This window comes from Dactylosporangium sp. CA-233914, from assembly GCF_050942935.1.
Classification (GTDB): domain Bacteria; phylum Actinomycetota; class Actinomycetes; order Mycobacteriales; family Micromonosporaceae; genus Dactylosporangium.
Window position 1 is genome coordinate 3,812,415 of record NZ_CP192030.1, and the last position, 13,151, is coordinate 3,825,565.

Consider the following 13,151-nt stretch of genomic DNA (forward strand, 5'->3'; position numbering starts at 1 on the left):
CGGTGGTGGAGGACTGGTTCCGCGCCACCGACATCGATGAGGTCGTGACGCTGATCGAAGAGCCCCATGTGCATCCGTTCCTGCGTGCGAACTCGTGGCTGGTCAGGGGGGCCCGTCGCACCGTGCTCTTCGACTGCGGTCTGGGCGTCGCGTCGATGCGCGCGTTCGTCGTGGAACATCTCGGGCTGGCCGAACCGGTAGCGGTGCTCAGCCACAGCCACCTCGACCACATGGGTTCCGCCCACGAGTTCAGTCAGGTCTGGGCGCATCCGGCCGAGCAGCCCTGGCGTCATGGTCAGGGCTCTCTCGTGGGCGCCGAGCTCATGCGAATTCTGGGCATGGACGGCGCGGCGGCGTCGATGCCCGAGGTGATGGTGACAGCGGCCCCCGCGGCCGACTGGCTCGTCAAGGACTACGAGCTGCGTCCCGTCACGCCGACCAGATCGCTGAGCGACGGCGAGCGGGTCGATCTTGGCGATCTCACCCTCGAGGTGCTCCACCTGCCTGGACACACACCGGGCAGTATCGCGCTGATGGTGCAGGAGACTCGGATGCTGTTGACCGGTGACGTGCTCTACGAGGGAACCTTGCTGGACCGGCTCCACGGGTCGGACATCGCGCAGTATCTGGAGTCGATGAGCCGATTGAGCGAGCTGGAACCGTCCCTGGTCCTGCCGGGGCACGGACCGGCGTTCGGCGCCGAACGTATGGCGGCGCTGGCCGGCCGCTATCTCAGCAGCAAGGCGCTCCGATGACACGGTAATGCAGAGCGTCGCGACCAGCGGCTCGGCTGGTACTGTGCTGACAGCGCTGTCATTCCTCCACTTGTGCACGAAGCACTTGAAAGGGCAACATATGCGCCGTCTGTTATCCGCCCTTGCGACGTCCGCCGCGTCCGTGGCGCTCGTCGTGACCGCCGCGCTCGTCCCCCCGGACGCGGTCGCTTCCGACACCCCCGCCTTCGGTGCCCCAGACGCCATCGCCGCCGACTACTACGCGGCGCTGCTGCGCCACACCCGGTGGGTCGAGACGGTGTGGGACCCGGCAGCTGGCGCGTACCAGCTGACGGACTACAACTTCGCCGTCGTCCTGGGCAACGCCGTCCTGCTCACGCACGGCAACTACGACGCCGACCTCGCGGGCGTGAGCAAGGACGTGCTGCGCACGCGAACACTGGCCACGATCAAGAAGTTCGCCGCGGACAACCGCCTCGTCCGGGCGAACGGCACGTGGGGCAAGAGGCTCTTCTGGGACTCGACGTTCGAGTCGTACTTCCTCGACGCGGGCCGGCTGCTGTGGGACGAGTTGGACCCCGTCACGCAGGCGAACCTCAAGACCATCGCCACCGGCCAGGCGAAGTACACCGCTGACCTGAACTTCGCGCAGGATCCGCTGTCGGGCAGCTGGGACGCGCGGTGGCCCGAGGGCGCCTACCAGGGAGACACGGCGCTGGAGGAGTCCGGCGTGTACACGCAGGCGCTGGCCCCGGGCGTCGCGTGGGCGCCCGACGACCCCGATGCGGGGCGCTGGGCCGACCAGCTGAACACCTGGGCCCGGAACGCGGCCGGGCAGCCAACCGCGGACCGCAACAATCCGGCTCGGGTGGGCGGAGCGCCGATCTCGAGCAACACGATGCACAACATCAGCGACACCTATCTCGTGGAGAATCACGGGGCGTACTCGCCGCACTACCAGTCGGACATCTGGCGTTCGGGCGGCCGTAACTCCATCCAGTTCATCCTCAACGGCCGGCCCGTGCCCGAGATCCTGCTGAACCAGCCCAATTCGGCCGAGCTGTGGAACTCGCTCCAGCTCGATATGTCGGCGCAGGGCGAGCCCTTCATGCCGATGCTGGCCGACCGCGAGTTCCTCTACGGCCGCGACGTGATCCCGCTGGCGTTCGTCGGCCAGGTACTGCGCCGCCCCGAGGCGGTGACCGCCGAGAAGCACCTGGCCGCGGGCCTGGCCGCCTACCAGGCGTACGCGCCGGTGAACCGGCTGGCGAAGTTCTCCGGCGAGGCGAAGTACGAGCCCGAGGCGCGCGCGGAGATCGCGATCTCCTACCTGCTGCACGACTACGCAGGCAAGTCGGCCGCCGGGCCCGTGCGGCCCCTGACCGACGCGCAGGCCCGCTCCGCCGCCGCGGGCGTGCGCGACTTCGGCGTGGGCGCGGGGATCGTCATGCAGCAGACCCCGACGGCGTGGGCAGCCGCCCTCAGCAAGCCGGGGTACGTCAAGTTCCCGTGGGTGCCCGGCCACGACTCGTGGCTGTTCCAGGTCTCGGGCGCGACGCCGTTCCTGTACCCGTCGACGGGCGCGAAGGTCGGCTCCCGCGACGTCACGACGTACACCCAGCCGCGCGACGGGTTCGACGGCACGGCGTCGGTCTTCCAGGTCGGGTCCGGCTACGCGGGGCAGGCGACGCTGCCTACGGGCGTGGCGGTCTACGCCTCCACGGGCGCCGGAGCCGATGACGGCATCGTCTCGGTCCGCAACCTCGACATGGGCGGCGCGTTCGGGCTCGACGGCTCGCGGAGCTACACGACAGCCGAGGGCACCACCACGGTCGCCCCGCCGGCCAAGATCCCCGCCGACCCGGCCGACGCGAACGCCGCCCGCGTGGACGACCTCACGTTCGACGCGCCCACCACCGCCCGGTACGTGCGCGTGCTCGGTCAGCAGGGCAACGCCAAGTACGGCTACTCCATGTACTCGCTGCACGCGTACGGCCCCGGCGGGTCGACGACGCCCACCGATGTCGCGGCCGGTAGGCCGGTGACGGCGTCGAGTGAGGACGTCGCGAACGGGCACGCGGCTGCCGGTGTTACTGACGGCAACCCGTCGACCCGCTGGGCCGTCTCGGTCGCCGAGCGCACCCGGCCGGACTCCTGGCTCCAGGTCGACCTGGGAGCCCCCACCCAGCTGGGCTCGGTCCGCGTCGCGTGGGAGTCGGCGGCCGGCGCCCGTTATCTGGTCCAGGTCTCCGACGACGGGCAGACCTGGCGCACGGCCGCGGCCTACGGCAACGCCCCGGCGGACGTAAACGTCGCGCGACTCGACACCCTGGACCTGACCCCGCCCGGGCAGACGGCACCGGCGCCGGTCACGGCGCGCTACGTGCGGATGCAGGGGGTGCGGGGCAACGCCCAGTACGGCTACTCGCTGTACCACTTCCGGGCGTTCGAGCCCGGCGGCACCGACGTCGCGGCCAGGCGCCCGGTGACGGCGTCGAGCGCCGACACCGGGTTCCCCGCGAGCGCCGTCACCGACGGCAGCCCGACCACGCGCTGGGCCGTGTCCAAGGCAGACCGCCTCCGGGGCGACTCATGGATCCAGGTCGACCTCGGCGGGCCCACCGCGCTGTCGCAGGTGCAGCTCGGCTGGGAGTCCGCGGCAGGACAGGAGTACATTGTCCAGACCTCGATGGACGGCGTCACCTGGCAAGACGTCGCGCGGCACCGGGAGACCGGGTACCGCGCGCTCAAGTCGGACGGCGGGTGGATCTCCGTCGAGGACAAGGGCGGGTTCGTCGTCCGCGGCTCCGACGCCCCGATCACCGTCTCCCGCGCGAGCGATACCCAGCAGGTGATCCGCCTCGCCGACGGCGGCCAGGGGCCGCGCCTGATCGAGATGGTGCCGGGCAACGCCGCCGCGACGGCCGCGCAGTCTGCGCGGCCCGAGCCGACGACGTCGAACCCCGCCACACAGGCCGCGCTCGTCCACGGCTTCCTTGTCGTCTTCAACCTCTCCGGCGCCGAGGCCACCACGGCGGTCACGGTCCCGCACGACGGCGGTGCTGTGTCGCTGTATGCCGGCACTCAGCGCGTAGGGGCGACGTCCTCTGTGCTGGACGTGACGCTCCGCCCGGGCTCGGCCGTCGTGCTCGCCCCGCGGGCCACCGCGGCGACGCCGGGTAAGGGGACGGCCCCGGCCGGACTGACCGCCGTGGTCAACGACGCGCGCACCATCCACGTCTCCTCCCACGGCACCGTGCGCTCGGTGCTGCTGCGCAACCTCGAGACCGGGGAGGTGCAGGGCGCCGGCCTGCCGCCCACAGGCATGGTCAAGACGGTGTCCTACCGCTCCGCCCACCCGTACCCGGTCGCGGACCTCGCGCTCGGCACCGAGACCTTCCCGGCATCCGTGCTTCCGCAGGGCATGACGTCGCCGTCCCTCGCCGTCGACGGCAACCCGGGTACGGCCTGGGTTCCCGGACCGGACGGGCGCATGGTCGTCGATCTGGGGCGGTCCGCCGCGATCGGCACGGTCAGGCTGACCTGGAACGGGGCGCGGGCACCGGTGGCGACCGTGTCGGTCAGCGACGACGGCCTGACGTTCACCGACGTCGGCAAGGTCGGCGCATGCAAGCAGCAGGGCTCGGTCAAGGTGGGCGCCACAGCGCGGTACGTCGCCGTGACCACCACGTGGCATCGGGGCGAGGCCGGGCTCAGCACACTGGAGGTGGGTCCGGGCGCATAACGCCACCGAGCGCGAGAACAGTGGCTGCGGTCGCCGACCGCGGCCACTGTTGCCCGCCGACTCCGGCTTGGCTCAGCCCGCGTGAAACTCCCCGGTTCCGCGGGTGACCAGCCGCGTCGGCACGACGACGGTGCGCGGCGGGAGGCTCGGGTCCTGGAGGCGGGTGACCGCCAGCGCCGCCGCCTGGCGGCCGAGCTCGTGCGCGTCGTAGCCCACGACCGTGACGCTGAGCAGGTCCGCAAGTTCGAAGTCGTCGAATCCGATGAGCGCGACCCGGAGCCCCGGCGTCGTCGCGGCGCGGTCACGAAGGGCGTGCAGCGCCCCGACGGTGATGACGTTGTTGGCCGTGAGCAGCGCGGTGGGCGCCGGTTCGTCGGCGAGCAACTCCCCGACGAACTGGCGAGCAAGCGCGGCGTCGTGCGCGCCCGCGCGCACGTACCGCTCGGCGTCCGCGATCCCGCCGCGCGCGAGCGTCTCGATGAACTCGTCGCGCCGCTCCTGGAACGTCCACAGATGCGACTCGTCCCCGACGAGCCCAATCCGCCGGTGGCCCCCCGCGAGCAAGTGCTCGACGGCGGCGCGCACGCCGCCACGGTTGTCCATGACCACCGTGTCCGCCTCGACGCCGGGCGCCGGCCGGTCGATGAGGACGACGGGCAGGCCTGCCTCCACCTCGCGCGCGAGGTCTCCATGGTCCTGCCCGACCGGCGTCACGATCAGCGCGGCGACCCGGCGCCCGACCAGCTCGGCCGTGAGCGCGCGCTCGCGCTGCGGATCCTCGCCGGAGCTGGCGATGATCAGCTGCCTCCGGTGGCGCCGCAGCTCGCACTCGATGCCGCTCGCGACCGCCGAGTAGAAGGGGTTCGCGAGGTCCCCGGTGATGAACCCGACAAGATTCGACGCACCGCCCCGCGCGAGGTCCGCCGCGACAGCATTGAGCCGGAACCCGAGGTCGCGCGCCGCCTGCTGGACCTTCTCCCGCGTCGTAGGCGCGACGTTCGGCTCGCCGTTGAGCGCCCGCGACGCCGTTTTGAGGCTCACGCCGGCCCGCTGGGCCACCGCGACGAGCGTCGGCCGGCCCCCGCCCCGCGCCGGGGTCCGCGCAGCCACCTCAGGGCCACCGTCGATCAGTCACCATGGATCAACAATACCGAGAGAGCGCCGGCATCCGGGTTTTGCGGTTCGCTTTCGATACGCGGCGGGTTCGACGGGTCAGCGACCCACAGGTTCGCCCGAACGGAAGGCATGCCGATAAGCCTGCGGGCTGATGCCAACGATGCGCTTGAAGCGGTCCCGGAACGCCGTCGGTGACCCGAAGCCGACCTGGTCAGCTATCCGGTCCACCGTATCGCCGGTCGTCTCGAGCAGATACTGCGCCCGGCGCACCCGCGCACCGTGCAGCCACCGCAGCGGCGTCGTGCCGGTCTGCTCGCGGAATCGCCGGTTGAGGGTGCGCATGCTCATCCCCGCGTGAGCTGCGATCTGCCCGGTCGTGAGCTCGGCAGCGGCCGATTCCTCGAGCCATCGCAGCAGCGGCTCCATGGTGGAGCCACGCGGCGCTGGCGGCCGCTCGTGCACGATGAACTGCGCCTGCCCGCCTTCACGCTCCAGCGGCATGACGGAGAGCTTGGCGGCAGTTGCCGCCACCGCTGAGCCATGGTCGCGACGGATCAGGTGCAGGCAGAGGTCGAGCCCGGCGGCGGCTCCGGCGGACGTCGCCAACTGACCGTTGTCAATGTAGAGTACCCCCGGGTCGACCTCGATCTCGGGGTGCCGGCTCGCCAGCAGATCGGCTGCGATCCAGTGAGTGGTGGCGCGCATACCGTCGAGAAGACCGGTCGCGGCCAGGATGAAGGCTCCCGAACAGACAGAAGCGATCCGGGCGCCCCGAGCCGCCGCCGCCCGCAGGCTTCTTATCACCTCCTTGTCGATCGGCGCGGCCACATCAGCACAACCCGGCAGAATGATGGTGTCGGCGCTCTCGAGCGCGTCCAGCCCCCACGACGTTTCGATGGCGAATGGTCCGGCATTGATCCGCCCAGTCCCCGGCGAGCACACCCGCATCTCATACGGGTTGCTGCCGTCCTCCAGCCGAACCCGCCCGAAGACTTCGAGCGGGGCTGCGAGGTCGAAGGGTACGACGCCCTCCAACGCCAGAACGGCGACGATGTGCATGGCGGCCAAGTATAGGATCGCGTTGGCTGAAATCCGTTGGCACGTGGCATTCACGCCACTTTCTCGTGGACCGGCTGGCGCCTACCTTCGAGCACCGTGACGAAAGTGCTGTTGAGCCTGCATGTCCTGGTCGCGATCATCGCCATCCGGCGTCAGGCGTCCGTCGGATGACGCCGCGTGCCGTCGTGACTGCCGGGACCGGCGGAATCGGTCTGGAGATCGCAGTGGGCCTGGCCAAGGCCGGGTACACGGTGACCGTCGTTGGCCGTGACGCAGCGCGTGGTGAGCTCGCCGTCGAGCGCCTCAACGCCGCCGGGGCCGCCGGACAGGCCACGTTCATCGCGGCCGACCTGGCTTCGTTGCAGGCGGTGCGGGCGCTCGCCGACGAGGTGGCGAAGGTCGCGCGGCCGTTCATCGACTCGCCGGCCGCGACGTGCCCGTGGCCGGCGGCTACCACATCCACACCAGGCCCGCGCCCGGTAACGATCGGCTCTACTCACCTGACCTCGGGAAGGACCTGTGGCAACTCGCAACGACGCTCACCCGATGAAAACCCGCATCCAGCGGGCCGTCATGCACTTGATGTTCCGCCTCCCCGCGGCGGCCAAGCAGCGGATGGCCGGAGCGGCGATCATCCGGGACGGGCAGCGGCTGGCCCTCGACGCCCAACTCCTGACCGTGATGAGCGCCCGCACCGGTCTCAGTCTCGTCGTCAACGACTCGCCCGAGCAGTCACGCCAGGCCCTGCACGACGGACGGCACGTGCTGGCCGGCCCGCGAACCACCGTCACCACCCACGAGCTCACCATCGGCACGCTTCCGGCGACCCTCTACACACCCGCTGGAGCGGACAGCGCCGCACCCCTGCTGGTCTATTTCCACGGCGGCGGATGGGTCATCGGCAGCCCGGCGACCCACGACTCCCTCACCCGGTTCCTCGCGGACCGTGCCCGCGTGAAGGTCCTGTCCGTCGGTTACCGCCTGGCGCCGGAGCACCCGTTCCCCGCCGCGGTCGACGACGCTCTCGAGGCCTTCGCGTACGCCCACGCCAACATCGCCACCCTCGGCGTCGATCCCGCCCGCATCGCGGTCGGCGGCGACAGCGCCGGCGCCAACCTTGCCGCCGTTCTCGCACAGGTCACCTCGCACACGGCCGGACCGCAACCGGCGCACCAGTTCCTGTTCTACCCCGCCACCGACTTCACCCGCCGCCACCCGTCGAGGGAGCTCTTCGCGGAGGGCTTCATGCTGACCGACCGCGAGGTCGACTGGTTCCAGCATCAGTACGCCGGCGCCGCCGAGCGCACCGATCCGCACCTGTCACCGCTGCTCGGCACGCCCGGCTCGGCAATCGCACCGGCCTCGATCTGGACGGCCGGCTTCGATCCGCTGCGCGACGAAGGCGAGTCGTACGCCACCATGCTCCGCGCGCTCGGCGCGGCCGTGGCCCTGCACCGCGAGGAAGACCTCATCCACGGCTACCTGAGCTTCTTTGCGCTCAGCGCCCGCTTCCACGCCGCCGCTGCGGCTGTCGCGGAAACGATCCGCGCCGAATTGCGGGCCTGAGTCACGGTTCACTGCCCGCCCGGACTGAAGCCATGCCGGCGAACGCGAGGTACCGAGGCCCAGGGTCAACCTGAGGGTGAGAAAGATTACTTGGATTATCCAATCTTGACTTTCACGACGTGCCAGTCCAATGCTTGGATCATCCAAGTAGTCTCCCGGGCTCAGCCAAGAAGGAGCAGGTATGACAGGCGTCGACCTCCGCGCGGCCCCGCCGCAGCACGCATCCGCGACGCGGCGCTGGTGGATGCTCGCGATCATCGCGACCGCTCAGCTGATGGTGGTTCTCGACGCCACGATCGTGAACATCGCGCTGCCGTCCGCCCAGGCCGAGCTGCGCTTCAGTGACGGGGAACGGCAATGGGTCATCACGGCGTACGCCCTCGCCTTCGGCAGCCTCCTGCTGGCCGGAGGGCGCGTGGCGGACATGCTCGGTCGGCGCCTGGTCTTCCTGATCGGGCTCGCCGGGTTCGCTGCCGCCTCCGCGATCGGTGGCGCCGCCACCTCATTCGAACTGCTGGTGACCGCCCGTGCGGCGCAGGGCGTCTTCGGTGCATTGCTGGCGCCCGCCGCGCTCGCCCTGCTGACCACGATTTTCGCCGAGGGCACAGACCGGACGAGGGCGTTCAGCATCTTTGGCGCGGTCGCCGGATCGGGCAGCGCCATCGGCCTGCTGCTCGGGGGCGTGCTGACCGAGTACCTGGACTGGCGCTGGACCCTTTACGTCAATTTGGGTTTCGCCGCTGTGGCAATCGCCGGTGGCGCGTTGCTGCTGCCGCGCACGGGCCGTGACCGCAGCATCCGGCTCGACCTTCCCGGCGCGGCGCTGTCGGCGGCGGGCCTGTTCGCCGTCGTGTTCGGGCTCACCCGTGCTCAGGAGGAGTCGTGGTCGGACGTCTCCACGTGGGGCTTCCTGGTTGCCGGAGCGGCGTTGCTCGCCGCGTTCGTCGGCCGGCAGCGCCGTGCGCGGAACCCGTTGCTCCCGCTTCGCGTGCTCGCCGACCGTGGGCGCGCAGCGTCGTTGCTGTCGATAACCATCGTCAGCGCGGCGATGTTCGCGGTGTTCCTGTTCCTGACGTTCTACCTTCAGCAGAATTTGCACTTCACGCCGGTGCGCACCGGCCTGGCCTTCATGCCCATGATGGTCGCGCTGATCGTGGCGTCGGCGTTGTCGACAAGCGTCCTACTGCCCCGCATCGGGCCGAAGGTCGCCGTCAGTGTGGCCATGGTTGTCGCCGCGACCGGCATGGCGTGGTTCACACTGCTCGACGAAGACAGCACGTACGTCGCGAACGTGTTGCCCGCGCTGATCCTCACCGGCCTCGGGATCGGCGGCGTCATGGCGCCGGCCATGAGCCTGGGAACCCACGGCGTGGGGGAGCACGACGCCGGGGTGGCCTCGGCGACCGTGAACACCACCATGCAGATCGGCGGCTCCATCGGCACGGCACTGCTCACCACCCTGGCGACCGCTGCGGCGACCGACTATCTGGCCACCCACGATCCCTCCGATCCGCTTCAGCTGGGCCTGGCCACCCTGGAGAGCTACCGTACGGCGTTCATGTGGTCCGCGTTGCTGTTCCTCCTGGGTGCCGTCCTCACCGCCGTGCTGTATCGCCGCGGCGCCCTCAGCATCGACAACAATGCGGCCGTCCACATGTGACACCACGTAAGAAGCTTTGACAATCAAAGGTTCCAACGTAAGATGGAGCGGTGATGCCGACGGACAGCCAGCCTCCCGGTGACGAGGAGACCCGGATTTACGACCTCGTCGACCGGGTGCTGGCGCTGTCGGTGGCGACCTTCGGCGCGATCGGCGACGTCCTGCGCCGTCTGGATCTCACCGAGGCCCTGGCGAACGTGCTGTGGCAGATCGACCCGCGCGGGCACCCTCCCACCATGAAAGAAATCGCGGAGATGCTGTACTGCGATCCGTCGACCGTGACGTTTCTCGTCGCCAAGCTGGAACATGCCGGACTCGCGGCCCGGGAGACCGGCCCGCGCGATCGCCGGAGCAAGGTCGTCGTGCTGACGCCCCAGGGCGTCGAGACAAGGGCATGCCTGGTGCGGGAAATCGTCGAGCGATCCCCGCTGGGAGGTCTCACACCGCGGGAACAACAGCGCCTGCTGCAGCTGATCGGAAAGGCGCTTCCCCGCAACGCTGATGCGGAACAGATCCCCTCCTGCATGAATCCATGAGGCCGCCGGTCCGGCAGGGTGGTCGTCAAGGTCCTCGTCTCGGGTGCGTACGTCCGTTCACGATTACGCCTTCTGGTTCGTATGACGGGCCGGAGCGATCCGCGAGACGCACTGACCGAACCCGATGCTCGGACGACCGGCGCGCCGGGCTCGGGCGGTCATGGTGATCTCGTCACCGTCCTCGAGGAAGGTCCGCTGCTCGCCAGTGGGGAGCGACACCGGGGTGGAACCACCGTGTGTGAGCTCGAGGAGGCTCCCCTCGGTGCCGGGCTGCGGGCCGGAGAGAGTCCCGGTCCCGAGGAGGTCACCACTGCGCAGGTCACAACCGTTGCTGGTGTGGTGGGTCACCATCTGCGCAACGCTCCAGTACATGTGCCGGGTACTGGAACGAGCGAGGACTTGCGGCGGCAGGCGGGCCTCGCGCATGCGGGTGCTCGTGATGCTCACCTCGAGCTCGAGGTCGATGCCGCCCGTCTGGCGGTGGCCCGGACTATCGAGGTGCGGAAGCGGCGCAGGCTCCTCCGAGGACCGCTGCATCGGCGGAACGCGGTAGGGCAGCAGCGCCTCGGGCGTGACCACCCACGGGGAGACCGTCGAACCGAAGTTCTTCGCGAGGAACGGGCCCAACGGCTGGTATTCCCAGGACTGGATGTCCCGCGCCGACCAGTCGTTCAGGAGGCAGAACCCGGCGATGTGCGACTCGGCTTCGTCGATCGCGATCGGTTCACCGAGCCGGCTCGACGGACCGATCCACACACCCAGTTCCAGCTCGTAATCGAGCTTTGCCGTAGGCCCGAACACCGGCCTGGAGACACCCTGAGGAAGCGCCTGCCCGCTCGGTCGCACGACCTCGGTGCCGCTGACCCGGACACTGGAAGCGCGTCCGTGGTAACCGATCGGGACCCACCGGTAGTTCGGCGACAGCGGGTTGTCCGGCCGGAACTGCTTACCGACATTCATCGCGTGGTGATAGCCGACGTAGAAGTCCGTGTAGTCACCGATGCTGGCCGGCAGCAGTACCGCGATGTCATCGACCGGGGCCAGCAGCTCCGCGACCACGGCCTGGTGGGGCGAGCCCTGCACGAGCAGGTCGTGAAGAGCGGCTCGAAGGGCGCGGCGCGGGCCGGCGCCGAGCGCGAACAGCTCGTTCAACGTGTCGCCCGAGCCCGCCTCGGCCGCGGCGCGGGCTTCTGCAGGCAACAGACCAGACTCGGCAAGTGGACCGAGCGGCAGCACCGCGTCACCGATCCGGACCACTCCGCCTGCCGGAGCCGAAGCGTCGCCGCGCGGCCGGACCACCCCGAGCGGAAGGTTCTGCAGCGAGAAGTCACTGTCGCGGGCGGAGCCGACCCAGCTGACGAGGTCGGGGTCGTGGGTGGCGTCCAGGGCCGGCCGGGTCGTCGCAGTCACGGGCGCTCCGGGTCGAAGCGCTTCTGCAGTCCCGACCAGCACTCCGCGTAGTCCTGCTGGAGCCGCGGGCTACCGGCCGCGTACGCCGTCACCCGCTGCGGGAACCGCGTCTCGAACATGAACGCCATCGTGCCTTCCTGCTTCACGGGCTCGAGGTCCGCGGTGCTCGCGCTCTCGAAAGCGTTCGCGTCCGGACCGTGCGGCATCATGCAGTTGTGCAGGCTGACACCGCCGGATAGGAAGCCGTCCGGCTTGGCGTCGTAGACGCCGTAGATCAGCCCCATGAACTCGCTCATGATGTTCATGTGGTACCAGGGCGGACGGAAGGTGTCCTCGGCCACCATCCAGCGGTCGGGGAAGCACACGAAGTCGACGTTCGCGGTGCCGGGGGTCTCGCTCGGCGAGGTGAGAACAGTAAAGATCGACGGATCCGCGTGGTCGAAGAGCAGGGGGCCGACTGGCGAAAACCGCCGAAGGTCGTACTTGTACGGCGCGTAGTTGCCGTGCCAGGCGACGACGTCAAGTGGCGAGTGGCCCAGACCGGCCTGCCACATCGAGCCGCCCCACTTGACGAACAGCGTCGACGGGACCTCTCGGTCCTCGTACGCGGCCACCGGTGTGAGGAAGTCGCGTGGGTTGGCAAGGCAGTTCGCCCCGATGGGACCGCGCTCCGGGAGGGTGAAGGCCCCGCCGTAGTTCTCGCACAAGTATCCGCGGGCCGGACCGGCGGGTACCTCGACACGCATCTTGACGCCGCGCGGTACCACGACGATCTCACCCGGTTCGGCGTCGATCACGCCGAACTCCGTCCAGAAGCGAACGTTTCCGTGCTCGAGGACGAACAGCATCTCGGCGTCGCCGTTGTAGAAGTACTCGTCCACCATCGACGTGGTGATCGTGTAGATGCTGTTCGCGAATCCGGTCTGGGTGCTCACGTCCCCGCCGGTGGTCATGGTGCGTATCCCGGTGATAAACGTCGTCCCCTCGATGCTCGCGTCCGGAATCGGGTGCGGGTTCCAGCGCATCTGGGCCAACGGGACCATGGGCGCGTCGTCGGGCGCCGAGCGCCACAACGCCACGCTCTCGGTCGGCGACCCGGGCTGCGTGGACACTGGCTCGAATCGGCCCCAGTGGGCGACGCTCGGCCGAATCCGGTAGAGCCACGAGCGCTCATTGCTTGCGCGCGGGGCCGTGAACGGCGAACCGCTGAGCTGCTCGGCGTAAAGTCCGTAGGCGCACCGCTGGGGCGAGTTGCGCCCGATCGGCAGCGCTCCGGACAACGCCTCCGTCTCGAATCCGTTGCCGAAACCTGACATGTACATGCG

The 13,151-nt window shown here is 69.7% G+C and carries 9 protein-coding genes and 1 pseudogene; 6 read left to right on the forward strand and 4 right to left on the reverse strand.

Going from position 1 to position 13,151, the window contains the following annotated elements; translation table 11 throughout:
* Positions 1-5: 5 nt before the first annotated feature.
* On the forward strand, positions 6-755 hold the full coding sequence (locus tag ACQPY0_RS17495; RefSeq protein ID WP_432990042.1) for an MBL fold metallo-hydrolase: 750 nt from the start codon (positions 6-8) through the stop codon (positions 753-755).
* Between the two features lie 100 nt (positions 756-855).
* Entirely contained in the window at positions 856-4,479 is a 3,624-nt protein-coding gene (locus tag ACQPY0_RS17500; protein WP_432990044.1) for a discoidin domain-containing protein, read from the forward strand.
* Between the two features lie 72 nt (positions 4,480-4,551).
* Here ACQPY0_RS17500 and ACQPY0_RS17505 read toward each other — a convergent pair whose 3' ends face one another.
* A complete protein-coding gene (locus ACQPY0_RS17505) occupies positions 4,552-5,589 on the reverse strand; it encodes a LacI family DNA-binding transcriptional regulator (RefSeq protein WP_432990046.1) in 1,038 nt (345 codons plus the stop codon).
* A gap of 102 nt (positions 5,590-5,691) precedes the next feature.
* Positions 5,692-6,654, reverse strand: a complete 963-nt coding sequence (locus ACQPY0_RS17510; protein ID WP_432990048.1) for a GlxA family transcriptional regulator — start codon at positions 6,652-6,654, stop codon at positions 5,692-5,694.
* Between the two features lie 167 nt (positions 6,655-6,821).
* Between ACQPY0_RS17510 and ACQPY0_RS17515 the strand changes: the two are divergent.
* The 4 genes and pseudogenes from ACQPY0_RS17515 to ACQPY0_RS17530 form a co-directional block, all read left to right on the forward strand.
* A pseudogene (locus ACQPY0_RS17515) lies at positions 6,822-6,992 on the forward strand (SDR family NAD(P)-dependent oxidoreductase); the annotation flags it as partial.
* A 208-nt stretch (positions 6,993-7,200) separates the two neighbouring features.
* Positions 7,201-8,220 (forward strand): alpha/beta hydrolase, encoded by a 1,020-nt coding sequence (locus ACQPY0_RS17520; protein WP_432990051.1) that lies wholly within the window; start codon positions 7,201-7,203, stop codon positions 8,218-8,220.
* Between the two features lie 181 nt (positions 8,221-8,401).
* A complete protein-coding gene (locus ACQPY0_RS17525; RefSeq protein WP_432990054.1) occupies positions 8,402-9,880 on the forward strand; it encodes an MFS transporter in 1,479 nt (492 codons plus the stop codon).
* Positions 9,881-9,933: 53 nt separating this feature from the next.
* Positions 9,934-10,416 (forward strand): MarR family winged helix-turn-helix transcriptional regulator, encoded by a 483-nt coding sequence (locus ACQPY0_RS17530; RefSeq protein ID WP_432995285.1) that lies wholly within the window; start codon positions 9,934-9,936, stop codon positions 10,414-10,416.
* A 63-nt stretch (positions 10,417-10,479) separates the two neighbouring features.
* Here ACQPY0_RS17530 and fahA read toward each other — a convergent pair whose 3' ends face one another.
* The gene (gene fahA, locus ACQPY0_RS17535; RefSeq protein WP_432990056.1) at positions 10,480-11,715 is read right to left on the reverse strand and encodes a fumarylacetoacetase; all 1,236 of its coding nucleotides are present in this window, start codon (positions 11,713-11,715) and stop codon (positions 10,480-10,482) included.
* Positions 11,716-11,822: 107 nt separating this feature from the next.
* Positions 11,823-13,148, reverse strand: coding sequence for a homogentisate 1,2-dioxygenase (gene hmgA, locus ACQPY0_RS17540; protein ID WP_432990058.1), 1,326 nt, complete (start codon positions 13,146-13,148; stop codon positions 11,823-11,825).
* Positions 13,149-13,151 lie beyond the last annotated feature (3 nt).